The 25,532-nt window shown below is 39.9% G+C and carries 22 protein-coding genes, 1 pseudogene and 1 riboswitch; of the genes and pseudogenes, 6 read left to right on the top strand and 17 right to left on the bottom strand.

Features of this window, described 5'->3' with window-relative positions; translation table 11 throughout:
* The first annotated feature begins 162 nt into the window (after positions 1–162).
* Positions 163–699, top strand: coding sequence for a ribonuclease H-like YkuK family protein (locus CCK98_RS02830; protein ID WP_088085197.1), 537 nt, complete (start codon positions 163–165; stop codon positions 697–699).
* Between the two features lie 66 nt (positions 700–765).
* Here CCK98_RS02830 and CCK98_RS02825 read toward each other — a convergent pair whose 3' ends face one another.
* The 3 genes and pseudogenes from CCK98_RS02825 to garD all read right to left on the bottom strand — a co-directional run bounded on the left by CCK98_RS02825 (position 766) and on the right by garD (position 5,103).
* On the bottom strand, positions 766–2,226 hold the full coding sequence (locus CCK98_RS02825) for a PAS domain S-box protein (protein ID WP_088085196.1): 1,461 nt from the start codon (positions 2,224–2,226) through the stop codon (positions 766–768).
* A 161-nt stretch (positions 2,227–2,387) separates the two neighbouring features.
* Positions 2,388–3,389, bottom strand: a complete 1,002-nt coding sequence (locus CCK98_RS02820; protein ID WP_088085195.1) for a DUF418 domain-containing protein — start codon at positions 3,387–3,389, stop codon at positions 2,388–2,390.
* 193 nt (positions 3,390–3,582) lie between these two features.
* Positions 3,583–5,103 (bottom strand): annotated as a pseudogene (gene garD / locus CCK98_RS02815) (galactarate dehydratase).
* Between the two features lie 331 nt (positions 5,104–5,434).
* Here garD and CCK98_RS02810 point away from each other — a divergent pair.
* Positions 5,435–5,800: an SET domain-containing protein gene (locus CCK98_RS02810; RefSeq protein ID WP_088085194.1), complete on the top strand. Its 366-nt coding sequence runs from the start codon at positions 5,435–5,437 to the stop codon at positions 5,798–5,800.
* A 367-nt stretch (positions 5,801–6,167) separates the two neighbouring features.
* On the opposite strand, the gene metE is transcribed toward CCK98_RS02810, so the two are convergent.
* From metE to CCK98_RS02795, 3 genes are all read right to left on the bottom strand, one after another.
* Complete coding sequence (metE, locus tag CCK98_RS02805) at positions 6,168–8,459, bottom strand: 5-methyltetrahydropteroyltriglutamate--homocysteine S-methyltransferase (RefSeq protein ID WP_088085193.1); 2,292 nt, start codon at positions 8,457–8,459, stop codon at positions 6,168–6,170.
* 382 nt (positions 8,460–8,841) lie between these two features.
* Positions 8,842–9,023: riboswitch (cobalamin riboswitch) on the bottom strand.
* A 95-nt stretch (positions 9,024–9,118) separates the two neighbouring features.
* Positions 9,119–9,514 carry a VOC family protein gene (locus tag CCK98_RS02800; RefSeq protein WP_088085192.1) on the bottom strand — a complete coding sequence of 132 codons (396 nt, stop codon included), beginning with the start codon at positions 9,512–9,514 and terminating at the stop codon, positions 9,119–9,121.
* A 353-nt stretch (positions 9,515–9,867) separates the two neighbouring features.
* Positions 9,868–10,197: a hypothetical protein gene (locus tag CCK98_RS02795; RefSeq protein ID WP_179195692.1), complete on the bottom strand. Its 330-nt coding sequence runs from the start codon at positions 10,195–10,197 to the stop codon at positions 9,868–9,870.
* 510 nt (positions 10,198–10,707) lie between these two features.
* On the opposite strand from CCK98_RS02795, the gene CCK98_RS02790 reads away from it, so the two are divergent.
* Both CCK98_RS02790 and CCK98_RS02785 read left to right on the top strand, forming a co-directional pair.
* Positions 10,708–11,274 (top strand): helix-turn-helix domain-containing protein, encoded by a 567-nt coding sequence (locus CCK98_RS02790; RefSeq protein ID WP_088085191.1) that lies wholly within the window; start codon positions 10,708–10,710, stop codon positions 11,272–11,274.
* Positions 11,175–12,101 (top strand): IS3 family transposase, encoded by a 927-nt coding sequence (locus CCK98_RS02785; RefSeq protein ID WP_256942518.1) that lies wholly within the window; start codon positions 11,175–11,177, stop codon positions 12,099–12,101. Before CCK98_RS02790 ends, CCK98_RS02785 begins: the two co-directional genes overlap by 100 nt.
* Positions 12,102–12,137: 36 nt before the next feature.
* Here the strand turns inward: CCK98_RS02785 and rlmD are convergent, their stop codons facing one another.
* The 10 genes from rlmD to CCK98_RS02735 all read right to left on the bottom strand — a co-directional run bounded on the left by rlmD (position 12,138) and on the right by CCK98_RS02735 (position 22,451).
* Complete coding sequence (gene rlmD, locus CCK98_RS02780; RefSeq protein ID WP_088085189.1) at positions 12,138–13,517, bottom strand: 23S rRNA (uracil(1939)-C(5))-methyltransferase RlmD; 1,380 nt, start codon at positions 13,515–13,517, stop codon at positions 12,138–12,140.
* Positions 13,518–14,243: 726 nt separating this feature from the next.
* Positions 14,244–15,707, bottom strand: a complete 1,464-nt coding sequence (locus CCK98_RS02775; protein WP_088085188.1) for a nicotinate phosphoribosyltransferase — start codon at positions 15,705–15,707, stop codon at positions 14,244–14,246.
* Between the two features lie 63 nt (positions 15,708–15,770).
* Positions 15,771–16,316 carry a cysteine hydrolase family protein gene (locus CCK98_RS02770; protein ID WP_088085187.1) on the bottom strand — a complete coding sequence of 182 codons (546 nt, stop codon included), beginning with the start codon at positions 16,314–16,316 and terminating at the stop codon, positions 15,771–15,773.
* Between the two features lie 109 nt (positions 16,317–16,425).
* A complete protein-coding gene (locus tag CCK98_RS02765; RefSeq protein WP_088090266.1) occupies positions 16,426–17,367 on the bottom strand; it encodes a diacylglycerol kinase in 942 nt (313 codons plus the stop codon).
* A 217-nt stretch (positions 17,368–17,584) separates the two neighbouring features.
* Positions 17,585–18,505: a hypothetical protein gene (locus CCK98_RS02760; protein WP_088085186.1), complete on the bottom strand. Its 921-nt coding sequence runs from the start codon at positions 18,503–18,505 to the stop codon at positions 17,585–17,587.
* A gap of 84 nt (positions 18,506–18,589) precedes the next feature.
* On the bottom strand, positions 18,590–19,669 hold the full coding sequence (locus tag CCK98_RS02755) for a DUF6677 family protein (protein ID WP_088085185.1): 1,080 nt from the start codon (positions 19,667–19,669) through the stop codon (positions 18,590–18,592).
* Positions 19,666–20,211 carry an anti-sigma factor gene (locus tag CCK98_RS02750; protein ID WP_088085184.1) on the bottom strand — a complete coding sequence of 182 codons (546 nt, stop codon included), beginning with the start codon at positions 20,209–20,211 and terminating at the stop codon, positions 19,666–19,668. Before CCK98_RS02750 ends, CCK98_RS02755 begins: the two co-directional genes overlap by 4 nt.
* Positions 20,208–20,726, bottom strand: a complete 519-nt coding sequence (locus CCK98_RS02745; protein WP_373408477.1) for a sigma-70 family RNA polymerase sigma factor — start codon at positions 20,724–20,726, stop codon at positions 20,208–20,210. Before CCK98_RS02745 ends, CCK98_RS02750 begins: the two co-directional genes overlap by 4 nt.
* Before the next feature lie 217 nt (positions 20,727–20,943).
* Positions 20,944–21,591: a pentapeptide repeat-containing protein gene (locus CCK98_RS02740; protein ID WP_088090265.1), complete on the bottom strand. Its 648-nt coding sequence runs from the start codon at positions 21,589–21,591 to the stop codon at positions 20,944–20,946.
* A 77-nt stretch (positions 21,592–21,668) separates the two neighbouring features.
* Complete coding sequence (locus CCK98_RS02735) at positions 21,669–22,451, bottom strand: class I SAM-dependent methyltransferase (protein ID WP_088085182.1); 783 nt, start codon at positions 22,449–22,451, stop codon at positions 21,669–21,671.
* A 118-nt stretch (positions 22,452–22,569) separates the two neighbouring features.
* On the opposite strand from CCK98_RS02735, the gene plsY reads away from it, so the two are divergent.
* Positions 22,570–23,190: a glycerol-3-phosphate 1-O-acyltransferase PlsY gene (plsY, locus tag CCK98_RS02730; RefSeq protein ID WP_088085181.1), complete on the top strand. Its 621-nt coding sequence runs from the start codon at positions 22,570–22,572 to the stop codon at positions 23,188–23,190.
* 54 nt (positions 23,191–23,244) lie between these two features.
* Here the strand turns inward: plsY and CCK98_RS02725 are convergent, their stop codons facing one another.
* Positions 23,245–23,799 carry a thioredoxin family protein gene (locus CCK98_RS02725; protein WP_088085180.1) on the bottom strand — a complete coding sequence of 185 codons (555 nt, stop codon included), beginning with the start codon at positions 23,797–23,799 and terminating at the stop codon, positions 23,245–23,247.
* A gap of 225 nt (positions 23,800–24,024) precedes the next feature.
* Between CCK98_RS02725 and putP the strand changes: the two genes are divergently transcribed.
* The gene (gene putP / locus CCK98_RS02720; protein ID WP_088085179.1) at positions 24,025–25,503 is read left to right on the top strand and encodes a sodium/proline symporter PutP; all 1,479 of its coding nucleotides are present in this window, start codon (positions 24,025–24,027) and stop codon (positions 25,501–25,503) included.
* Positions 25,504–25,532: the final 29 nt, after the last annotated feature.

Here is a 25,532-nt window from a genome sequence, read left to right as displayed (position 1 = left end):
TAAGGTGTCACACCCATGCATTTTTGCTCACCTATCTACATACATTTCAATAAAGATCAAATACTTTCAATGGCTGCACGACAATAAATCACTTTCCATAAGATAGGAGTAAGAGTCGAGACTAAATTTTTTAGTTGGAAAGGAAAGATGTGGTGCTTCAAGATGAAAAAAAACGGGGCTTATCACGATTTGTTTCAAAATCTTCAGGAGAATGGAATGTCGTTCGAACAGGTTTTTGAACGGATTGTAGCATTCATGAAGTTAGATCCAAGTGGGAACTATCGACTAATGGTTGGCACAGATTCTCAAGTCCATAGATCCACAACTGTTTTTATCACAGGAATTGTGATTCAAAATAAAGGAAAAGGAGTATGGGCGTGCATAAGGAAAGTCATTATTCCTAGAAAAATGACTCACTTACATGAACGGATTTCCCTTGAATTATCCTTAACTGAGGAAATTGTATCGCTGTTTAACGAAGAAAGGAAAAATGAGTTGATCAATCTTGTCCTCCCCTATATATATAAAGGAGCAACCTTCACAATGGAGGGGCACATTGATATCGGTGCTGGTAAACGAAACAAGACGAGTGAGTTTGTAAAGGAAATGGTAACGAGAATCGAATCGATGGGGGTTGAACCGAAAATCAAACCAAATGCCTTTGTTGCTTCTAGCTATGCAAATCGTTACACCAAATAAGGGTGTCAGGCACCACGTGGGACAATTGTCCCTTAATGATGCCTGACACCCTTTTTTACATCCTTATTAAAAGCATTCCAGTTCAACTTTTACAGTGGTGCCTTTCCCAGGTTGACTGTCGATTTTCATAGTACCATTATGTTCCTGGATGATTTTGTTGCTGACGGTTAGGCCAAGTCCGATTCCTTTATCCTTGGTTGTATAGAAGGGAGTTCCCAAATAGCGCATAAGTTCGCCGTCAATGCCCATCCCTTCATCCGAAAAGCTAATCTGCACTCGTTTGCCTTCTATCCTTTGCACATGAATATTCACATTTCCACCAAACGGCATCGATTCAATTGCATTTTTCAAAAAATTAACAAAAACCTGTTTCAACTGATTGGGATTACAAAGCAAATCAATATTATCCTTTTGATAATGGCTGATTATATGCACATTATGTAATAAAGCTTGTGGATGAAGTATATTAACCGTGCTTTCTAAGATTGAATTTAGATTTTCTTGATCAAATTGAATGGCTTGAGGTTTCGCCAACGACATAAATTCATTCACAATCATATCAATACGATCTAATTCGTTCATGATGATTGATAAATAATCACTTTGTTTTTCTTGGTTCCTAGTATCTTTCAAAAGCTTTGAAAACCCTTTCAACGAAGTCAACGGGTTTCGTATTTCATGAGCAACTCCCGCAGCCAATTGGCCAATAATCGAAAGCCGGTCTAAATTTCGGAGGGCATCATCATTTTTTACCCGGTCTGTAATATCCCTTCCCACCGTCACATAGGAATCAATTTCTCCTTGTTCATTAAAAATAGGAGAAAAAGTGGTCTCCGAGTATATTACTTCCTTATCAGCTGCTTGTAACTTTGTTTGCAGCAGTTGTGGTTCCTTTGTTTCTATTAACCTTTGATAAACTCTTTCAAAATGGTCTATTTCCTCAGGTATGATAAGATCGTATACGGTTTTACCTATTAACTGGTCAGGAGTATATCCAATTCCGTTTTCATGAGAAGGAGATGCATAGACTATCTTTTTATCTAACGAATAGACCTTAATCATATCCGATGTATTTTCAGTTATAAGCTTGTACAGTTCACGTGTCTTTTTTAATTCTCTTTCAATATTTATATGCTCTGTTATATCGCGAAAGATTGCAATAACAGCAATAATTTCCCCACATGAATTTCGAAAGGGAGAATAGGAAACAGCAATATCAAGTATGCTTCCGTCTTTATGGTATCTTTGGGTAACCATATCAGGATATGCTTCACCACTTTTGACTGATTCAATAATATCATGCACTATGTCAGGAGTGGAAAATTCCTCAACTCTTTTTCCGATGACATCGTCCTCTGTATAGCCAAATATCTTCGTATACACATGGTTCACTCGAATAAATCGATTCTCCATATCGACCATACAAATCGCGTCTGCGGTACAGTCAAGAAATAAGTCAATTAAATCATCTGGATTATAAACCACAGATTCATTCTCTTTCGTAAAAATCGGGAAACTCTTCGACATAGAGATCTCTCCAAACACATCAATTATACTCTTAATCTCCATTTTACAGAGTTTTTCGATAAAGAAAAGAAGTATTTTACAAAATGGTGTCAGGCACCACCGAAAGACACTTGCTAGAATTTGTCCACCTCACATGGACAATTTAGGATTGGATAAGTATTTTATTTACGCATTGGCGGGAATTCGAAATAGGTCAGCGCGCGCCACACCCATTCTAATGGGCCGAAGCTAAAGTGGCGCAGCCAAATCGCACTGAACGTTAGTTGAATGACATAAATAGCTAAACAAAAATAAAGTGAATGTAAATAAGTTATATGATCAAATAAATCCAGCATCTTCCCCGCAACTAGGATTAAGATTGTTTGTGAAACATAGTTTGTCAGCGCCATCCGTCCGTAGCTCTTTAAAGGTGACAGGACCTGCCGGACAACAGGAAAATTCAGAAGCAAAATCATCAGCCCGATATAAAAAGCAGAGACAATTGGACCAATCGTGATTCCAATCCGTAAGAATTGCTGCGTTTCTATGGACTCACCACCTGATCCAAAATCAAACGGGGCATGCTTATATTGATAAATAAGACCTGCCACACTTAAAACAAACATCCCCCCTGTGAAAACAGCTGTCACTTTCCATCGATCTGATATTCCTTCAAATAGCCGGTACTGCCCGGCGGCAATTCCTAACAACATCAATGGAACCACCATAAACATTTTCTGAGCATACAAACTTAGGACGAGCAGCATGACTATTCCAAAAACAAGATTTACAACCTTGTTCGCTTTATAAAAAGGTAAAATAATCAGACCACAAATAGCGTAAACCGTTAATGCTTCCCCTGGATGAAATTGCACATGAACTAATCCAAAGATAAACAACACGAGGATTCGCCGCAAAAACAAAACATATCCATTTTTCCCCTTCTCATTTGCCCTGGAGATAAATATATAAAACCCCACACCAAACAAAAAGGTAAAGATCGTATAAAAGCGGCCTTCTACAAATAAATATAAAAACCTCAAGTACGATGCATCAGTTGTATGGGGTATTGGTAACTTAATCGACAATAACGGAATGATGTTAACCAGGATAATCCCCATTAGTGCAAATCCCCGTAAATAATCAAGAACATCGATCCGTGTGGATATCTCCTTCGCATTCATCCTAATCAACTCCACTATCATTATAACCGTTAACAAGATATTCAACTATTTTGCAATTCTAAAAAGGCTGACAGCGTGCTTTCTGTCAGCCTTTAATATTTTTAGCTTTGCCACAATCGTTCTATCCTTATATCATTGTTCTTTAATTTTAAAAGAAACAACCATAAAAAGTCAGAGCCCTGTTTCATAGGCATCAAGTAATCGGTGCAGGGTTAAATAAGCATAAATCATTATGCAAGCCCCATTTTTCCGCATAGGTTTGCTTGCGACCACTCGCCACATCTAAAATCAGGTGAAAAATTTCCCATCCTACATTTTCAATCGTTGCCTCACCTGTTGCAATTGTTCCAGCGTTAACATCAATCAGGTCATTCCATTGCTCGGTTAAGGCATTGCGAGTTGAAACCTTAATCACAGGAGCCATAGCTAAACCATAAGGCGTTCCCCGACCCGTTGTGAAAACTTGCAAATGCATTCCGGCGGCTAATTGCAGTGTCCCACAGACAAAATCACCTGCAGGGGTAGCAGCGAAAAGTAAGCCTTTTTTCGTTGCCTTCGCACCTGGCGGAACTACTTCAACAAGGGGACTGTTGCCCGATTTCGTTACCGAACCCAACGATTTTTCCACAACATTTGATAAGCCGCCTTTTTTATTCCCAGGCGTCGGATTGGCATCCCGGTCAACTTGACCGCCTTGCAAATAGTTGTCATACCATTTCATTTCCCTTTTTAAATCGTTGCCTACTTTCTCATCAACAACTCTGGACATTAATAAGTGGACAGAATCCCTTATCTCAGACACTTCGGAAAACATAACCGTTCCACCTGCCCGAACAATGAGGTCGGCAGCATAGCCAACAGCTGGATTGGCTGTTACACCGGAGAAAGCATCACTACCGCCACATTGTACGCCAATAACAAGATCCGAAAGAGGACATGTTTCCCGCTTCCGCTCATTTAACCTTTTTAGAAATGTCTCGGCCATTTCCAAAATCTTTTCGACCATATTTATAAAGCCTGTCTGTTCTTGTAATAAGATAACATTGGAGGTATCTCCATCTGGTAATAATCGGTCAGGAACTAATTTTTCACACCCCAAGCCAACCGCCAAAACTCGGATGGGCGGCTAAATTTTGGAGGGTTCGAATCGGGATGATTGCATCGGGGGAATTAATCGCCACGCCACAGCCATAGCTATGATTGAGAGCGACGACATCGTCTACATTTGGATATTTTGGTAAAAGTTCATTATTAATCCGCTTAACTGCAAATTCCACCACTCCTACGACACATTGTACACTTGTTGAAATTCCAAGAATGTTCTTGATACCTACCGTGCCGTTCGAATTCCGATACCCTTCAAATGTATATCCCTCTAGCGGCGGCAAAGGCTGTGGCGCTTGCTCAGGTGCTAATAGTTCGTCCAGCTCGGGTGCACTTGGCAAATCAACCATGGTTTCATTGACCCAGCTTCCTTTTTTCACAGGATTTTTAACATAACCGATGATGTGGCCATAACGAATAATCGCATCCCCACACTTTAAATCATAAGTGTTACTTTATGACCTTGAGGTACTCGCTCATTCAGTTTTAGTCCATCTGTAAAAATTGCCCCCTCAGGCAATCCCCCAGTGTTGACAATGATCGCTACATTATCATCAGGGTGCACTTTAATATATAAGGGCTTTTCAATCTCAGTTACGTTCAAAGACATGATCCAGGCTCCTTACTAATAGATTAGCTTTACTCATAGCTTTTGAATAACTATTCGTTATCACCTATATTGTAAACCTGTTAGAAAAATTAACCATTAGTCAATTAAATAATTATTATGATAATTTTTTTGGACAATTGCACAACTAACATCTTGGTAAGCCCCTTACAAAAATAAGTTCACTAAGCCAGGTTAGTCTCAACACTAACTTGGTTTTTTTCCGCTATCAACAGACATCTACCTAATTGACCCATACCAAACACCTCCCTTTTTCATACCTTAATAAAAAAACTGCAACTGAGATGTATATAAAATGGAGGTAAACAGAACTATGTTGGAGGTAAGGCAATCTCAATACGGGAGAGGAATCTTTGCTACACGGGATATTAAGAAGGATGAGCTTTTAGAGGTGTCACCCGTCATTATCTTCCCTAAAGAAGAGTTTAAGTATTTGGAAAAAACAACCTTGATCGATTATGTATTCTGGTGGGGAAAAGATTTCGATGAATGTGCGTTAGCCTTAGGAATTGGGTCGCTCTTTAATCATTCCCGCACACCTAATGCCATTTTCAAAAGGAAATTAAAAAAAGGTACAATCAATTTTTATGCTTATACCGACATTAAAGAAGGAGAGGAAATCCAGATCAATTACAATGGTGACCCAGATGACAAAACAAGATTATGGTTTGAGAAATAAAGACAAATGAAACTCGAAATATGAGCCCAGTCGTTAGAATGGGCTCGCATATTTGTTGACTATTCCAATCATCATTTCTTGTTTTACTTTAAGCCATTTGTTTTTTCATGATTAATAATCTCGATAAAAAATATAATTTTCGGTTATTATTTTGGGGTACTTTGAGTAGTAGCCGCCGTACGCAGGTTAGCATTTTTTAGAGTCAAACCAAAACCTTCTGTAATCTGAATTAATTTATCACGTGCTTCATACACATTCATATTTCCGACAAAATCTGTAAGCCTGATAACTGGATAGTAGTTCCCAATTAACCAAAGAGCCTTTCCAAAAATGGAAAAGGCCCTTAATTTAATTGTTAAGATTAGATTTAAACAGTTTGTTGTTGCTGTTGGCGTAGGTTTCGTGCGGCTGACACCATATTTTTTAGCGATGCAATGGTTTCTTCTTCATGACGTGTTTTTAAACCACAATCTGGATTCACCCAGAACTGTTCTTTTGAAATAATTTCTAAACTATCGTTTAAAATCGCATTGATTTCTTCTAGACTTGGTACACGTGGACTATGAATATCATACACTCCTAAACCAATACCAAGTTCATATGGATTTTTTTTAAGAGATTGAATCAACTCCCCATGACTTCTAGACGTTTCGATTGAAATCACATCTGCGTCAAGGGCACGAATCGGCTCAATAAAGTTATTAAACTCGCAATAGCACATATGTGTATGGATTTGTGTTTCATTCTTCACACTAGAAGTTGCTAACTTAAAGGCATTTACCCCCCATGCTAAATAATCAGCCCATTTTTCTTTGCGTAATGGCAGTCCTTCACGTAATGCCGGTTCATCCACTTGAATAATGGCAATGCCTGCATCTTCTAACGCTGCAATCTCTTCTCTTAGTGCTAAGGCCAGTTGGTTGGCTACTTGTTCACGTGAAATATCATCGCGGACAAAAGACCAATTTAAGATTGTGATAGGACCTGTTAACATCCCTTTCACATACTTAGACGTTAATTGCTGTGCCGCTTCTACTTCCTTCACGGTCATTGGGGCTGTCCACTCGACGTCACCATAAATAATTGGTGGTTTTACACAACGTGAACCATAGGATACAACCCACGCTTTTTCTGTAAAGGCAAAACCTTCTAGCTTTTCTCCAAAGTACTCAACCATATCCGTCCGCTCAAATTCACCATGCACTAAAACATCCAATCCTATTTCTTCTTGAATTTGAATCCAACGAGCTGTTTCATTTTTTAGAAACGCTGCATACTCAGCGTCTGTAATTTCCTTTTTACGCCATGCTGTACGTGTCCGTTTTACTTGATCTGACTGAGGGAAGCTGCCAATGGTTGTGGTTGGATAATCTGGTAAATCTAATGCTTTTTTCTGCAAAGGCTGACGTTCTTTAAACGTCATTGAACGAGCAAAATCCTCTTGTGTTACTTGTAATACTAGCTCTTTCACACGTGCATTTTTCCTTGCCTTATGCTGTGCTAATGCTTCAGTTGCTATCATACTTTGTGAAACGCTCTTATTTCCTGTCCAAGCCTCGTCACGTACGTAAGATGCGATATGTGATAACTCAATTATTTTCTCATCGGCAAATGACAAAGCATTTGTCAGTATGGCATCCAGCTTTGTTTCTGCCTTCGTCGTCACAGGTACATGCTGTAAACTACATGAAGACTGAATCCAAGCTTCTTTTACACCGCTTAATAATAAAACAGCTTTTGTATTGAATGCTTTTTCAGCCAAATTTGCCCGCCAAATATCCCGTCCATTTACGATACCAATTCCTAATACTTTGTCTTGTGGGAACCCGTTTTTTCGAAGTGAAGCCATATTCTCTTCGGAACCATGAATGAAATCAAGACCAATCCCTGCAACAGGTAATTGAGACAGCTCTTCATACGCTGATAGTCCTTCAAAATAGGTTTGCAACATGATTTGTGCAGCCGGTACTTCTTCTGCTAACTGTTTGTAAATTTCTTGCACTAGTTTTACATCATCTGCTGTTAGTGAAAGGGTTAGTGCTGGTTCTTCCACTTGAATCCACTTTGCCCCAGCATCTACAAGTTGCTGCAATACTTGAGCATATAACGGTAAGAGTTTTAAAATAAACAATGCTTTCGATTTAGCATCGTATCCTTTCGCTAAGCTAACAAAAGTAAAAGGACCGATCATTGTAGGCTTTGTAATAAGACCTAATTCCTCTTTGGCTTCTACAAAATAATCTAAAATGTAGTTCTTCGTTAATTGTAATGACTTGCCTTCATACTCGGGCACGATGTAGTGATAGTTGGTGTTAAACCACTTTGTCATCTCACAAGCCACAACATGGCTTGCCCCACGGGCCATTTCGTAATAAGTGGTTAGATCGACTTCATCACCTGTCCACTTATAACGATTTGGAACCATACCGAACATTGCCGCATGGTCAAGCATACGGTCATAAAGGGTAAAATCCCCAACTGTTAGTAACTCTAAGTCTAATGATTGCTGGCGCTTCAAATTATTCAAACGATTCGTTTTCATCTCGAAAATAAATTGCTCCTCTGATATCGCACCCTTCCAAAAAGATTCTATACAACGTTTCCACTCCCGATTATCACCAATGTACGGGTAACCAATGGCAGTACTAACTAAATTCATATTTCATTCCTCCTTATTTAAATTTACATATTCCCAAGTAGAACAAAGGCGCAAGCGCCCGTTTAGCTGCGTATGGACTGGAGCGCCCCAACTGAGATAAAGGAAACACGGAGAGCGTAGCGCATTCGTGCTTGACCTATCGTAGGGCGGAGAGCGAAGTCCACTAGCAGTTGGGCGCTGGAGCTGGATTCAGAGAACTAGTTCACGTTATCCAAAATAAATGATTTGATAATCTCCTATACAACAAAAAAGCCATCTCCACAAAATGGAAATGGCTCTACAATCAAGTTTAAGTTTTGCTAAAAAAATATGCATAAACATAGCTACTCATAACTCGTTTGTCGTACAAAAGAATGTCACCACCTATTTCCACGTAGGTATTTGGTGTGTACTGGAAATTGGCAGGTCTCCTGGCTTATCATCATGGCTCCTCACACCTTCCCATCCTAAGACAGTGGTATTTGTGATTCACTCCGATTTACAGTTGCGGGACAGCGACGGAATTACACCGTTCTTCCCTTTTAAGCCAAGCCTTAGCTTGGCACCAATTCTTACACGATATGTAATTTTCACTAACTATAGCATATTAATAATATGAAGTACATAATTTTCTGAAAAGTAGTCAGTATGATGAGAGTTCTCTCACTCACCTTAGGATTCTATTTTGCATTCGCATCGGGTTGATGAATTCCGAATATATTGCCTTCGGTATCAATATAGTATCCCTGCCACGCCATTCCAGGCAGGGCATATTTGGCCATTGCGACTTTGCCGCCATTCTCAATAATTTTAGCTTCCGTTACATCGTAATTTTCCACTCCCATTGTACAAGCAAATGCATTCAAAGCTTGGTTTGCTTCCGGTGGAGCACTTTGCCGCTGCATCAAAGCACCATTGATCCCAAGTTCATTCTCATCGCCAGTCACTGCTCCAAAGTAAGGCATTCCTGCATACTCACTCCAATCTTGAAATGACCATCCGAATACCTCTCCATAAAACTTCTTTGCCCGTTCCATGTCATTGACATGAATTTCGAAATGAACTAATCTTCCCATGATTGCCTCCTAATTAAAAAAGTAATTATATTCGCTTCTAGCAAGTTAGTACTTATGTATATCTTGGGGTTATGATGCATTATCTTATGTTAGCAAAACTAAGGATGAAGCCAACTTTTGAATTTGAGCCAAAGCCTAATATATTTCCTCTTTATTATAGGATAATTGTTGGAATATATTCAATTTTTATAAAGATTAAATATTTTTACTTATTGTAAAAAAATATTTATTATGGCTAGACACCTTAGAATGGTTAGATGGAATGCAAATTGTTACATATGAAGGTAATTACTACTATAGAGTTATATGGATACGGAGCGAAATTGAAGAATTTAGCAAACAGTCTTAAAACATTAGCCAAAATACACTCTTACACTCCCTTCTATTTTTGCTGTTGCTAAACAATTCTGTATAAAATTCAGGATTTGTTTTTGATCCCAAGTTAAGAAATCACTTTCTGACAGAGAATCACCATTTTTATAAAATTGCTTGTAGGCATTCATAGCCTTTTCAATTTGTTGTATCGAGAAGGTAGAACTGTCGCCTGATCCACTAACTCCTGCATAGTAATTATTTGCATCAAGTAAATTATACAGTATGGTAGCATTATAATTCCCCATGCTAAAACGAGCATAAGCAATTTCTTTTCCTGCTTTATTGTGTCCTGATATATCGTGACCCATTAATTATCCTCCTTCAGATATAAATTTACTTACCAGAAATAATTAGTCTTAGGAAACTTTTAATGATAATATGCTTACATGGTTTACCTATCCTTTCAGGTCTATTTTTTTATTAAACAATTTTTCTTGAAATAACATGGAAGAAATGGGTGTTAAAGTAGAAAAATGTGAAGATTCAATAAGGAGGTTGTTCATAAACGTTTGCATAATTTCAAAGTTGGATTTATTCTTCAAGGTTTTCATAAAATCATTGTTTTGATGGGGAAAATGATGGTGGACAGAAACGCCAAAAATTGAAAAAGTAATTATTTTATTGTCATGCTTCCATTTTGCTACCTCCTCAGATAAAATAATATCACATTAGAATTCATATAAATTTAGTCTTTTCAAAAGCTTTTCTACAATTATGTGAACATATTAGTAAATCATTAAAGACCTTTAAAAGGCAACATCCAAAGTGTACTGCACCCCAAAAGTTAGAGTGAAATCTAATTTTCGGGGTGTTTTTTAGTGGCTAAATATAGTGAAGGATTTAAGTTAATGCTAGTAAAAGAGTATCTAGAAGGTAAATTGGGATATAGATTATTAGCACAGAAGTATGATATGAAAGACTTTACACGCATTTTTAGATGGGTAAAAGTTTACGAAAAATTTGGGGAGAAAGGGTTAATGAGAAAGAAGAACAAGGAAACTTATTCTGTTCAATTTAAGCTAGATGTTTTAAGCTTTATGAAAAGAACAGGTTCTTCAGAGGCAGATACCGCCATTCAATTTGGACTAACCAACCCTTCTATGATAGCTTCATGGAAGAAAGCTTTTTTGGAGGGTGGTCCTGAGGCCCTGGATAGACCGAAAGGACGGCCATCCATGTCTGATAATAATAAGAACAAAAGAAATAAAAAAATTGCAGAAGAAAAAGAAATGACGTACGAACAAAAATTGGAGAGAGAAAACGAACTTTTGCGTTTAGAAGTAGAATACCTAAAAAAGTTGCGAGCTTTTCAGATGGATCCGGAAGGCTACCTCGAAAAGCACAAGCAGCGCTATCATTCGAACTCAAAGAAACCTTCAAACTAAAAGATGTTTTAGAGAGAGTTGGTATTCCTGAATCTTCGTACCATTATCATATAAAAGGGATGAAGAAGGAAAATCCAGATCACGAACTTGAAGAATGTATTCAATCCATTTTTGATGAAAATAACGGAAATTATGGATATCGTCGTATCCAACTGGAATTGAAAAACCGTGGTAATGAAGTGAATCATAAAAAGGTGCGACGCATCATGAATAATCTCGGAATTAAAGTGGAGAAGTTTAGTAGAAAATCACGTAAATACAGTTCTTACAAAGGAACTACAGGAACAGTTGTCAAGAACCGTATAAATCGTCGTTTCCACACAAAGGTGTGTCATCAAAAATTAACAACAGATATCACAGAATTTAAGTGTTCAGACGGTGTAAAACTGTATCTGAGTCCTATTATGGATATGTTCAACGGTGAAATTCTTTCGTATGGGATAGGTATGCGCCCAACCATAGAATTAGCGCTCAGCCCTCTGAAGGAAGCTCTTGAAATAGTAAAGGATTCTAAGTTTAGGACCACTGTACATTCTGATCAAGGCTGGCATTATCAACATAATAAATGGGTAAAAACACTAAAGAAAAACAAGGTGTGCCAGAGTATGTCGCGGAAAGGAAACTGTTTAGATAATTCACCTATGGAGAACTTTTTTGGGTTACTGAAACAGGAAATGTATTACGGAGAAGCACTGTGCCCATTTGAGGAATTAAAAAAGAGAATCGAAGAATATATCAATTATTATAATAACAAGCGTATAAAGCAAAAATTGGCAGGCATGAGTCCGGTTCAATACCGTATCCACACCAGCCAAATAGCTGCTTAATATAAGACTCTAACTTTTGGGGGTCACATCAAAAGGTTAGTTGCCTTCTTTTAAGATGAGTTGCGCCACACACTCCACATGCGTGGTCATCGGAAACATATCAACCGGCTGCACTTCCACCGTTTTGTATCCACCGTCCTCCAATATCCGTAAATCTCTTGCGAGGGTGGCTGGATTACATGATACATAAACGACTTTTTTCGGTTTCATCTCAATAATCGTCTGCAGCAAGGCCTCGTCACAGCCTTTGCGCGGCGGGTCAACAACCAAGACATCGGCCACATTACCTTCCTTATACCATTTCGGTATAACAACCTCCGCTTCCCCTGCAGCAAACTCTGTATTCGTCATCTCATTTAACGCCGCATTCCGCTTAGCATCCTCTATTGCCGCTGGAACAACTTCCACACCGAATACTTTCCGGGCTTTTTGTGCTAAAAATAGAGAAATCGTTCCGATTCCACAGTAAGCATCAATGACACTTTCTTCACCGCTAAGGTCCGCATATTCTAGCGCCTTATCATATAACACCTTTGTTTGAACAGGGTTTACTTGGTAAAAGGACAGCGCGGAAATGGCAAATTTCACATCCCCGATATAGTCATAGATGACTTCATTCCCCCACCAAACGGTCGTTTTTTCCCCCATGATGACGTTTGTGCGCTTCGAATTGACATTATGGACGATTGACTTTACCTTCGGGAGCCGCGCAACAATTTGCTCAACCAGCTGATCTTGCTGAGGGAGATCCGCCGTCCTCGTGATAATTACTACCATGAGCTCTCCCGTCTGCTGACCATAACGAGCCATAATGTGTCTGAGTACACCTTTATGAGATTCCTCGTGATACGCACGAATCCTTAGCTCGCTGCATATTTCCTTTACCGTCTGGACCGCTTCATTAATTTCAGGCAATTGAATGACACTTTCATTCGTATCAACAATTTCATGGCTCCTCGGTTTAAAGAAGCCAACAATCAATTTGCCATCCTTCTCCCCAACAGGTACCTGTGCTTTGTTGCGGTAATGCAAGGGATGGTCCATCCCCAGAATCGGATGAACAACAACATCCTCCAGTTTACCGATCCGTGTAAGCACCTGACGGACCTGGTTTTCCTTATATTTGAGCTGACCTTCATAGCTGATGTGCTCGAGCTGGCAGCCGCCATATTTATGGATATCACCGCTCTCAATATCGACTCGGAACGGGCTTTTTTCATAAAGTTCGACCAATCGCCCAAAGCCGTACCCTTTGCCTGTCTTAATCACCTTCACTTTTGCCTTTTCGCCAGGCAGTCCGTTCGGGACAAATAACGGGTACCCATCCACCTTGGCCACACCCGCTCCGTCATGGGTTAAATCTTCAAAAACTACATCTATGTAATCATTTTTATTAACCGGTATTATTCTGCTCATTCGTTTCTTCCTTTGCTTGTTTTGACTAGCTAAGATTGTAACACAAAGCATGACTGTTTGTGAAACTTGCAAAGGACAAGAGCCTTTTTTCAAAAATAACCAAGAAAATTGTCAGAATTTTTTTATTTCCAAATATAATAAAAGTGTATATGATTAAAACAATCTCATTACTGGAAGGAGTGGATAATAATCAAGCTGATAAAAAACCTGTCCATTCCGTTACTCTTTGCCTTCCTTTCTTTCACCTTTAGCCACTTTTCAAATACACTTTCACACTCTCATACTGATTTCAAAGCAATCATCAACGTAGATGATGGCAAGGTGAAAGATCAATGGGGTGATAACAAAAAGCTGCCCGTTGTTATACAAACTCTCTTTATCCTTACGACCATCCTTACTGCAGCACTAACTCCACTCGTTTATTTGTTCATAAGTTTTCACAAAAGCTTTATTTTTCTCATTCCCATCTTTCATCAATCAAACTATGTGATCCACCCTCCCGAATCATAAGCTATCACCATAATAAGGGAGGAAATTAATATGTGGATCCGCTTTGTAATCATTGGCTTCTTTTCAATATCAGCCGCAAGTATGCTTACCTATCAGGGTATTGAAATTTTCCATGCCTTTGTCGATTTCTTTAAACAAAAATAACGAAGGGCAGACTCAAAAGGGAAATAACCCCCTCTTAAGTCTGCCCTTTTTTATCAAAAGAACGCCTGATCGTTACCTTTTCATTGCCTCTACCTTGTCTTTAACCTCTTCAATATTTCTCATCTTGTTATCCCAGCATTTTTGACTCAGGTCAACTGGATAATCTTCTGGATTCGTAATCCGCTGATACTCGCCCCAAAGTGCATCGAGGTTTTGCTTCAAATAATCACGGGATTCTTCCAAGCAAGGCATTTCATAAACAAGCTCGCCTTTAGAAAAGATTTCTTCATGTAATTCTTTAGCCGTAAAGTTGGTAACCACCTTATTCATGTACGTATGGGTTGGATGGAACATTCGCAGCCGCTTTTCAGGCATCTTTTCGTCTGCTAACGCAATATAATCTCCTTCGGCATGGTGGTTTGTATTATTGATGATTCGATAAACCCTCTTCAATCCTGGAGTTGTAACTTTTTCCGGATTGGATGAGATCTTGATCGTATCTTCCATTTTTCCGGTTTCATCCTCAATAGACACAATTTTATAAACCGCACCCAGTGCAGCTTGGTCGTAAGCTGTAATCAGCTTTGTGCCAACTCCCCAGCTGTCGATTTTGGCGCCTTGTGATTTCAAGCTCATTATCGTATATTCATCTAAATCACTTGAGGCAACTATCTTTGCATTGGTGAATCCTGCCTCATCGAGCATTTTGCGCGCTTCCTTTGAAAGGTAAGCAAGGTCGCCGCTATCAAGTCGAATTCCGATAAAATTAATTTTATCGCCTAACTCTTTCGCCACTTTGATCGCATTAGGAACACCGAGGCGGAGTGTATCATATGTATCAACCAAAAAGACACAATCCTTGTGTGATTCTGCATATTTAATGAAAGCCGTATATTCGTCTTTATATGCTTGGACCATCGAATGGGCATGTGTTCCAGATACAGGAATGCCAAACAGCTTACCCGCTCTTACATTGCTTGTTGATTCAAAACCGGCAAGATAGGCTGCTCTTGTTCCCCAAATCGCCGCATCCATTTCCTGGGCCCGTCTTGTCCCAAATTCCATCGCCACTTCATCACCCACAACTTGCTTAATGCGGGATGCCTTCGTAGCAATTAATGTTTGATAGTTCACAATGTTAAGCAGCGCCGTTTCAATCAATTGGGCTTCACAAAGCGGAGCCTCCACACGTAAGATCGGTTCATTGCCAAAAACAAGCTCGCCTTCTTTCATCGCACAGATTGTTCCCGTGAACCGGATATCTTTAAGATATGTGATAAAATCTTCTTTGTAACCTACTTCATTTTGCAAATACTCGAGGTCTTCCTCACTAAAGCGGAAGCCTTGAATAAACTGGATTACTTTCTCCAATCCAGCGAATACTGCATAGCCGTTCCCGAACGGAAGCTTGCGGAAAAATAGTTCGAAGACCGCGCGTTTATTATGTATCCCATCTCTCCAATACGTTTCTACCATATTAATCTGATATAGATCGGTATGCAGAGTTAAACTATCATCGTGATAAAAGTGTTTCATAATCAGACCTCCGAAATACTATTTCAGCTTTTCCTCATTATAACCAATATTACCCTCGAAAGTCTATTTAACTATCGCTCCTAGGGATTGTTCAAAATGTCCGAGGGCCCATTCATGACCCGCCTGATTAAAAGAGGCCACGGCATCCTTATATACCACAATCTTAAATCCTTTATTGTAAGCATCTACTGCTGTATGAAGAACACATATATCGGTGCAGACGCCGACCAAATGAACTTCTGTAATTCCGCGCTCTCGTAATTTGATTTCAAGGTCTGTTCCCGCGAAAGCAGAGTATCTTGTTTTATCCATAAAGGTAACATTCTCACGTTGTTCATTCATTTCAAACACTTCCTTCAGCGCACCAAACAAGACTCTTCCTGACGTCCCGCGAAGGTTATGCGGCGGAAACAATTTCGTTTCTGGATGGTATTGGTCACCCTGATCATGGACATCAATGGCGAATACAACGTAATCACCCTTCGTAATAAACTCTTTTGTCAGTTCAACCATCCTTCCTTCGATTTTTTGTCCTGATTCACCGCAGGTTAACGCCCCATCCACCGCCACAAAATCATAGGTATAATCGATATTTATTAACGCCTTCATTTCACAACGCCCCTTCTCATTTCATTACAGACATTATTCTAGGATTATTACACAATTCCCTTTTTCACCTGTAAAAAAAAGCCCGCTCCGATTGGAACGAACTTTTCACTTAGCTATATCTTTTCCCCGATTCCCAATCAGTCGGGCGATCATTCGGGCGAATATCTTCAAGAGGAACAAACACCTCTAAATGACGGTACAAGTTTTCAAACTCGGCTGGAAGCAAGCCGCCAAACTCCCCATCCAAATTCAACTGGACTTTATCTACTGCCTGGACTTTAATCCGGTTGGCCTGAGTGTAGATGATATTCGGATCATTTACATGCTCACCGCGTAGAGCCAACGTCGCAATCCGGATAAATTCAGCAAGATTCGTCTTTTTCAATATTAATAATGAAAAGAGTCCATCGTTAATAGAAGAATCCGGTGCCAGCTTTTCAAAGCCGCCAATTGAGTTTGTCAGCCCGACAAGAAAGAGCATCGCTTCACCCTCAAACAGTTTCCCATCATACTCAATCGAAACTTCTGAAGGTTTAATAGAAGGCAGCATTTCCATCCCTTTTAAGTAGTAGGCTAGTTGGCCGAGCATCGTTTTCAATTTGCTTGGAACTTCATATGTAAGCTCGGTTATTCTTCCGCCGCCCGCAATATTAATAAAATATCGATCATTGATACGTCCAATATCGACGGGAATCAAATCACCTTTAGTGATAATATCTACAGCTGGTCCAATATCTCTGGGGATATGGAGGGCTCGGGCAAAGTCATTCGTGGTTCCTGCTGGAATGATCCCTAATTTAGGACGGTAATCTTGTTCCGCCAGTCCATTGACCACTTCATGAATCGTACCATCTCCACCCGCTGCAATAACGATATCATACTGACGCTCAACAGCTAAGCGTGCTGCTTCGGTCGCATCCCCTGCCCCAGTGGTTGCGTGACAAGAAGCTTCATACCCAGCAATCTCAAGCTTTTGAAGAATCTCTGGAAGATTCCGCTTTAGAATTTCACGTCCTGAGGTAGGATTATAAATCAGTCTTGCTCTTTTCATCGTTTTCATCATCCTATTTTTGAAATCAACAATCGGCATTCGTTATCTGCTCAATTCAATATTCTACCAATTATTATCCTAGCTTACAAACTTATAACCAAGCCTATAAACTATTTTCTTCAAACATCCAACTCCTATCATAACGTTTTTTTATTTTTTTGCAAAAAACTAGACAAGTGGATTTAGCCATGTATGCCTATATCACTTGTCTATATATTTATTCATTCGTAGTAAGACTGACATCAAAGGCATTGGCAATATTGATATGGTATTTTCCTTCACCAGATTGAAAAACCGCATTTTTCCTGCCATTATCGATACCATTGAGATCCTTTTCCGTTGACACCTTCCAGTCGCCATCTTTCCCTCTTACCTCTTGGGCACCTACTGCAGCAACCTTCAAATTGCTAGCCGCGGCCACATCGACAACGACCGATGCGACACTTTCAATACTCCAGTCGTTCGCTATCGAGCGTGGCTTTAAGGTTAACGCATTATCACTGCCAATTACCTCAAGCTTCACATGATTTGGAACCAAAAGCGTCGCCGCAACCTCTCCACTTGCATTAAACGGACTCATTTCGTTTGGCAGTGACTTCATGTTTAAATAGAGTGTATCACCCTTTTGGTTTGCTGAAATCACATCATCCGCACTTTGGAGTAACTTCTCCTTTTTGGCTGTTTGCACCCGGTATGTACCGAACAACGATACCTCCTTTTCCTCCGTTGACTCCACTGTCATCTGATGGCCCACCGTCCTGACCACCACCCGTTTGATGCTGTCATCCACTTGGTAGGAAAAAGCAGGCAGTTCAAACGAGCGCTCTTCCCTCGCCATCACTTCTTCCACCTTACCCATAACCCCCGTTGTGCTTAAAATTGCAAACGCAATCCCGGCAGTTCCAATCACACCTACAAAGAAAATACTAAGAAAATCATATTTTAAGACCGGCTTTTCCTGTCGTGACAAAAACAAATAAAGGAGAATTTCAATTCCGAGAACAACCAATAAAAGCGGCCACCAAGCCGTCATAACTTGTACAAGGTCTAACCCTAAAAACGTTGAAAAAAAGAGGAAGAGGCCAAGGAAAACGAGTGAGGCCCCCATCGAAAACGTCCCAACACGCCAAGTTCTCATGCTTCTTCTCCTACCTTTCTTTTTCTAAAAAGGAACCCAATCCCGAATCCGATTATTGCTGCCCCTGCAATAGTTTTTCCCCACTTACTCATGCTTCTCAGCCCCCTGCTTTTGTTTGCTTCCAGATAGAAGTTTAATTCCCCCGCCAATCAACAGCAGACAAACAAGTCCCGTTTGAAAATAACCTTGAACCCAATACATCACATCGATATCAATTAACCTGCTTAACATCGGTGAAAAAGCTGGAAGCAGGACGTTCATCACTAGATAGTAGAGTCCCATCAAAACAAGTCCAATGCCGACCCATTTCTGATGATTAAGGAAATAAGCAATAATCGGAACATCCTCCACCGTTTCTTCCCCGTACTTTGAAACCTTTTGCATCGCATCGAAAAAGCTGTAAAACCAAATGATCGGGATTAAGAACAAGAAGATACCAAGCCGTAAGATATCTAAAATATAGATAGAAAAGAGAAAGGCTGCCATTAACTGAATGCCCCGGCGCTGTAAGCCTAAATAGAGGTGGCCTGCCCCTGGGAAGATTGAAAGAAAGGTCGCAATCGACTTACTCTTTTTCCCGTCCTCGCGGCGCATTTCAAAGTCTTCAAAAATCGTTCTGTCGACAAGCTCCTCACCGCGCTGCTTTTTATTTACCTGTTGAACCGCATCAAAGAATCCGTAGACCCAGATAATCGGCAGGGCTGCCATAAAGACCATAAATTCGCCGCGATTGGAAAGCGCAGTTACAAATGTAACCATAACCCCCAGCCCCAAAAAAGTTGCCAAAAGTGTTAAGCCCCTGTTCATCAGTCCAATTTGGAAATGCCCTAGGCCAGGAATAAATGACAAAACGATTGTATAGAAGCGTTCTGAATCTTGGGAAGCCTGTAGCTGCGGTTCATCCGGGTTCGCTGTCTTCTGCGCTTTTTTATGTTTAGAAACCTGCACACCCATGTCGATAAAACTAATTAGGTAAATGAATAGTCCTAACATAAAGGTAACAATGCCAACTTCCTCATTATTCGTTACTAACCCAATGACAGTGACGAACGCCAACCCCATTACGGTCAGTAGATATAGTACTCCGCGAAACATGTTGCCGAAATATATATGACCAAGACCTGGAAATAAGGATAAGGTCAATGCTTTTGTCGGATTTTTCATTTCTTAACTGCCTCCTTTTTTTCTAGTGAATCAATCCATGCAAAAGTTTTATTAATAACACCCTCTGTGACCGAATGCTTCTTTTTCTGAACTTGCGGTTGCGGGCTTTCTAACGCATTCGCATACGTAGCGAGCGACTGAAAAGCACCCGTGAAAGTCAACAGAATCGTCGCCGCTGCAGCCAGCAGATAATGGAATGCCGCTTGCTGATAAAAAGGTTTTTTCTCCATTTTGGTTTTGGCGTCATTTTTGATGTCATTTTTGGTGTCAGGCACCGAAGGAACTATCAACATAGTGTTTAGGTTTCTAACGGTGTCAGGCACCACGATTTTTTGTTTCGAAACCTCTGCCATGACCAAATCGGTAAACTCGCTCATGTCGGAGAGAATTGGAAGCGATGATTCATTTGCTTCCATCGCCATTAAGTAATTGTTGAGACATTGGTCGCACGAGTATAAATGGCCTTCTAATTCCTGCCTTGAATTCTCATTGATTTCGTCATTAACGTATTGCAACCACTCATCATAAGTGTAATGCTTCATGAAAAATCGTCCTCCTTCCAATTCTTTTTCATCCAATGGCGAGCCCGGTATAGCTTTGTTTCAATCGTTTTCACTTGTACATTTTGTTCGTCTGCCAATTGCTGATAGCTTTTTTCCGCTATGTAAAATCCGTAGATCACATCACGGTAATTTTCGGGCAGTTCATCAAGCTTCCTCCTGACGAGCGTTCTCCGGTCGGTATCCATTATCTCTTTTTCAATACTATCTTTCGGTGTCCCTACTAACTGCAACTCGAGGTCTTCCGCCACTTCCTCTTTTCTTCTCACTTGTTTTCTTTTGATATCTATCGCATGATTAACGGCAATTCGCGTCATCCACGTTTTGAAACCTTGATTTTGATATTGGGGGAGAGAGGTATAGATTTTCATAAAAACTTCCTGTGCCGCGTCTTCTGCTTCCTTTTGGTCGCGAAGAACAGCAAAGATGGTCCGGAACACATCATTGCGGTACTTCTCTACCAAAAGGCGAAAGGCGTGATCATTGCCTTCCAACACATTTTCTATTAAGGCTGCATCGCTAATTGCTCTCTCCCCCTTTCTTTGTTGTATCTCACTTTAATAGACGACAGGTTATTGAAAAAACCCTACACTAATTTAAAAAATATTTTTTCGATTCTTTTTTATCATACCATGCTAATTTTCATGGCAGAAAAATCCCACAAGAAAAAACCGTGCGACGGCGGCCGCACGGTTTTAGCAGATATATAGTAGATTATTCTTTAATTTCCAAACCTAATAGCCTCGCAAATCCTAGCGCCTGGTCTGCAGAAACCGTGCACCCTGCAACACTATCAAGTGAGAGATTTAAGCGGTTAAAGTTACAGGTGCTGAGGTCCACTCCTTTAAGAGTGGTTCCCGTAAAATTCGCATCATCAAGATCACAATTTTTAAATTCAATTTTTTTAAACTTGGCATCATAGTAATCAGCATTGCGAAGGGAACAATTTTCAAATTTCATTTCCTTCAAATCGGCATATCCAAACGAGCCCATATTCAGATTACAGCTTTCAAACAAGACATTACGAAGTGTAGCATCTGCAAGATTTAATCCTAATAGTTTAGAATCGCGAAACTCGACACGGTGGATAATTCCATCGGTAAAATCCACATTGGATAGATCGCATCGATCAAAAATGACATCGGTTAATTGAATAAACCGAAATGATCCATCGAGAAAGGTTACATTTTTAAATACAACCTCCTCAAAAATTAGCTTTTCAATTTCCTCTTGTGATATCGAGCAGTCGCTGATGATTGCCATGTTAATGTAAGAATCTTCTCTATCGTTAAAGTCTAATGGTGTTAAACTTGATGGAATTTTTGGCTGTTGAATTTTAAGCTTCTGACTCAAATTGATCATCCTTTTCATAAGGCGATGTTGTTTCATCATGTGATGAGTTTATCTTTTAAGTTATTATAACGTAAATAGTAGAAGGTCTACTCTCCAATTCTTAAAATACAAACATTACATTCATGTGGAATGACAAAGGATTCTTGATCTGGTATTGAACTGGCTAACTCCTCCAATGCCGCTTTTCGAACATTTACATCTATTCCTGCCAGCCATGAAATCGACTCCATTCGCTCGATCCATTCCTGCTTTGTAAAGTTGACCGTGTAATTTAACTTATAAAAATCTCTCAGTTCGAAACCATTTGTCTGCCATTCAGCAAACCACTCGACGGGAAATCCGTTCATCCGCATCTGGGACTCTGCCTTCGAACCTGCTGGCAATAAGCCGCCTTCAACGTATTTAGCTAGAACTGCAAAGGTTTTTTCAACGGCAGGCGTGCCTGATAGAAAACCAGAATCAATAACAATTAACGTCCCTTTTGCTTTTAATATCCTTTTCATTTCTTGGATTGCCTTAGGACGATCAAACCAATGCCATGCCCTTATTACTGTGACAATATCAAACTGTGAATCTTTTAGACCTGTATCTTCTGCACTGCCCAATTGATACGGAATGGTAAAATTCTTCGTAAGATTGAAAGCCTTTGCCTGTTCTAGCATTTCCTTTGATGGCTCAATGCCAATAACATCCGCTTTTCGTAAGGCCACTTTTCTTGTTAACACACCAGTTCCCGAGCCGATATCAGCGACTTTTTTTCCTTCAAAAAAAATATTGCGGAGATAGAGGCTATCCATTAAGGTTACGGGAATATCTTCTCTTGCGCATGCATAGCTATTAGCAACTTGACCAAAATCAATTTGTCTCATGTTGAGCGCTCCCTTTTCTTACTAATAGTGAGAATTCAACAAAATAATACCACTGAAGTGTGATAGAATCTATAAATAAAACGAATTTAATAAAATAATAGATGGGGGAAGGGTGCTTATGTTCTGGCTGTTGCTTCTAGCTTCCTACTTAATTGGAAGCGTTCCCACCGCCTTAATTGTAGGCAGGTTGGTCTTTGGTGTAGACATCCGGGATCATGGCAGCAAAAATCCTGGTGCAACCAACACATTGAGGGTTCTTGGTAAAAAGTCAGCTATTTTCGTCCTGCTTATTGATCTTGCGAAGGGCGCTTTGGCAGCCTACATGCCAATTTACTTCAATCTTGAGGCGGAACCCCTTTACTTTGGATTCGCTGCTGTTGTTGGACATTGCTTTCCAATTTTTGCAGGCTTTAGAGGGGGAAAGGCGATTGCTACAACTGCCGGAGCACTGTTGATTGCCAATTTTCCTTTATTAGTGATTGCCTATATTACCTTCTTTTTGGTTATTTTTTTAACAAAGTATGTATTCTTCGGCTCCATCACCGTTGGTCTAAGTATGCTCGTATATTCCTTGGTTTCTCCTAATTTTGAGTTAGAACTTATCTCTTTTTTATTTACTTTTTTCTTAATTTATTTGCACAGGTCGAACATCCGTAATTTCATTCTTGGAATTGAGCCAAAAATCAGTGATAAAAATTTGCAGAACGACCGTATCCCTCCAAAGAACAGCAGTATTTAATATGGGCGAGAAAAGGATCCCCTTGTAGTTAAAACTACTTGGGGATCCTCTTTGTTATTTTAACAGTGTCGATAGGATACTATTGGCTACGGTTTGCCAAATGACCGCATCTGTTTGATAGGTTTCTTTAAAGTTCTTAAACATTGCCATTTGTTTCTCCTGGAAATCCTCAGCGTCTTTATCTGGCAAGGCAGCACGCTTTTCCATTACAAATGCCTGTATTTCAGGTGCTCTTGGTCCCCATACGCCTGCTTCATTGCCTGCTTCATTGATAAAAATAAAAATTGGAATGGCTCTCGACGTGCCATTGGTTAAATATTGGTCCATTAACTCCAGATTTGAATCGCGGAGCACGAAACGGACTTCCATCTCGGCGGCCTCAGCTATTCGCAGCAAAATTGGGTTATTCAGCATCGCATCTCCACACCAATCCTCTGAGAGGACAATCGCTCGTAATTTTTGCGGTCTTAATGCCTCGAGTTTATTTCTGTCTTCATCCCTTAAGGTAAATTGCTTATAGATTGTGAGCATTTCATCTTTATTGGTGGTCATCGCGTTGATGTACCCATCGACAGTTAATCCTTTTTGAAACCATTGGTTTAAATCCATTTATACAGCACCCTTTCCATTTGCTTCTATAATAGTCGTTTCAATTACACGTTACAATCGAACTGCTTAAGCAGATTCGCCAATGTTATACTACAAGTATTTTTCCCTATTTTATAAAAACATATTTTTACACTAGTAATAGGAATTTAAAGTTGATAGAATATTTTTTATATAGAAAATATTATTAAAAGTGTTTTCTACAATAACAAACAGAGGAGGAAATATATGTCTAACGAATCACTACAACTACTCTCGATTGGAATCTATATTGCCGCTATGCTCTTTATCGGTTGGTATTCATATCGAAAGACTAGCAATCTTACGGATTACATGCTTGGTGGAAGGTCTTTAGGACCTGCTGTAACCGCCTTAAGTGCCGGGGCTGCTGATATGAGCGGCTGGCTCTTAATGGGCTTACCTGGGGGGATTTATGTAACCGGTTTGGCAGATGCGTGGATCGCGGTTGGTTTAACGATTGGAGCCTATCTTAACTGGCTGCTAGTTGCACCTCGCTTACGTTCTTATACTCAAGTTGCCAATGATTCCATCACGATTCCTAGCTATCTTGAAAACCGTTTTAAAGACAACAGCAAACTACTCCGTATTGTTTCAGGTATTGTTATTCTTATATTCTTTACTTTCTATGTTTCTTCCGGAATGGTTTCTGGAGCTGTCTTTTTTGAGAGCTCGTTTGGCACGAGTTACCATACTGGGCTTTTGATTGTTGGCGGCGTTACGGTTGCCTACACCCTATTTGGTGGATTCTTAGCTGTAAGTTATACAGACTTTATTCAAGGATTAATGATGCTGATTGCCCTAGCACTTGTTCCCGCTATTGGCATCTTTCACACGGGTGGCCCCGCTGAAACGTTTGAAACGATTCGAGCGATTGATCCTACTAAAATGGACTTATTAAAAGGGACAACCTTTTTAGGAATAGTTTCGGCAATGGCATGGGGCCTAGGCTATTTTGGCCAGCCGCATATTATTGTAAGATTTATGGCAATCAAAACGATCAAAGAAACAAAAAGCGCCCGCCGAATTGGTATGGGCTGGATGATTATCTCGCTTATCGGTACAATCTTAACAGGATTTATTGGGATTGCATTTTTCCATAATAATCCAGATCATGTATTAAAGAATCCAGAAGCGGTATTTATTGAATTAAGCCAGATTTTATTCCACCCTCTATTCGCTGGATTTGCTTTGGCTGCCATTCTTGCAGCGATTATGAGTACGATTTCTTCCCAATTAATCGTAACTTCTAGTGCGCTTGTTGAAGATTTATACAAAATGGTGATGAACAAGAACGCTAAAGATAAACAACTTGTCTTCTTAGGAAGAATGGCGGTTCTTCTTGTGTCCGTTGTTGCTGCTGCACTTGCTTTCAAGCAAAATAGCACCATTTTAGATCTTGTTGCCTATGCATGGGCAGGCTTCGGAGCTTCTTTCGGACCTGTTATCCTGCTAAGTTTATTCTGGAAAAAGATTACGAATTGGGGAGCCCTTTTCGGGATGATCGTCGGTGCTGTTACCGTTATCGTTTGGAAAAATGTTGGACTTGGTGACACGCTTTATGAAATAGTTCCAGGCTTTGTCTTCAATCTAATTGTAGCAGTCGTTGTCAGCTTGATCACTTATAAGAAAAATGATGCCATTGAAAAGGAATTTAATGAGAGCGTTCGTTTATTAAAAAATGAATAAATTGACAAACGCTCGGATCCAATCGATCC

Source organism: Bacillus sp. OV166 (assembly GCF_900177675.1).
Lineage (GTDB): Bacteria > Bacillota > Bacilli > Bacillales > Cytobacillaceae > Neobacillus.
This window is presented reverse-complemented; position numbering and strand designations above follow the sequence as displayed.

Coding starts and splice junctions, on each gene's coding strand:
- CCK98_RS02725 (WP_088085180.1), bottom strand. CDS start 23,799: ATGGATTTAAACCAATGGTTTCAAAAAGGATTAACTGTCGATGGGTAC.
- CCK98_RS02765 (WP_088090266.1), bottom strand. CDS start 17,367: ATGAAAAGAGCAAGACTGATTTATAATCCTACCTCAGGACGTGAAATT.
- CCK98_RS02735 (WP_088085182.1), bottom strand. CDS start 22,451: ATGAGACAAATTGATTTTGGTCAAGTTGCTAATAGCTATGCATGCGCA.
- CCK98_RS02770 (WP_088085187.1), bottom strand. CDS start 16,316: ATGAAGGCGTTAATAAATATCGATTATACCTATGATTTTGTGGCGGTG.
- CCK98_RS02810 (WP_088085194.1), top strand. CDS start 5,435: ATGTTGGAGGTAAGGCAATCTCAATACGGGAGAGGAATCTTTGCTACA.
- rlmD (WP_088085189.1), bottom strand. CDS start 13,517: ATGAGCAGAATAATACCGGTTAATAAAAATGATTACATAGATGTAGTT.
- CCK98_RS02825 (WP_088085196.1), bottom strand. CDS start 2,226: ATGTCGAAGAGTTTCCCGATTTTTACGAAAGAGAATGAATCTGTGGTT.
- CCK98_RS02775 (WP_088085188.1), bottom strand. CDS start 15,707: ATGAAACACTTTTATCACGATGATAGTTTAACTCTGCATACCGATCTA.
- metE (WP_088085193.1), bottom strand. CDS start 8,459: ATGAATTTAGTTAGTACTGCCATTGGTTACCCGTACATTGGTGATAAT.
- plsY (WP_088085181.1), top strand. CDS start 22,570: ATGTTCTGGCTGTTGCTTCTAGCTTCCTACTTAATTGGAAGCGTTCCC.
- CCK98_RS02740 (WP_088090265.1), bottom strand. CDS start 21,591: ATGATCAATTTGAGTCAGAAGCTTAAAATTCAACAGCCAAAAATTCCA.
- CCK98_RS02760 (WP_088085186.1), bottom strand. CDS start 18,505: ATGAGAACTTGGCGTGTTGGGACGTTTTCGATGGGGGCCTCACTCGTT.
- putP (WP_088085179.1), top strand. CDS start 24,025: ATGTCTAACGAATCACTACAACTACTCTCGATTGGAATCTATATTGCC.
- CCK98_RS02800 (WP_088085192.1), bottom strand. CDS start 9,514: ATGGGAAGATTAGTTCATTTCGAAATTCATGTCAATGACATGGAACGG.
- CCK98_RS02750 (WP_088085184.1), bottom strand. CDS start 20,211: ATGAAGCATTACACTTATGATGAGTGGTTGCAATACGTTAATGACGAA.
- CCK98_RS02830 (WP_088085197.1), top strand. CDS start 163: ATGAAAAAAAACGGGGCTTATCACGATTTGTTTCAAAATCTTCAGGAG.
- CCK98_RS02795 (WP_179195692.1), bottom strand. CDS start 10,197: ATGGGTCACGATATATCAGGACACAATAAAGCAGGAAAAGAAATTGCT.
- CCK98_RS02820 (WP_088085195.1), bottom strand. CDS start 3,389: ATGAATGCGAAGGAGATATCCACACGGATCGATGTTCTTGATTATTTA.
- CCK98_RS02755 (WP_088085185.1), bottom strand. CDS start 19,669: ATGAAAAATCCGACAAAAGCATTGACCTTATCCTTATTTCCAGGTCTT.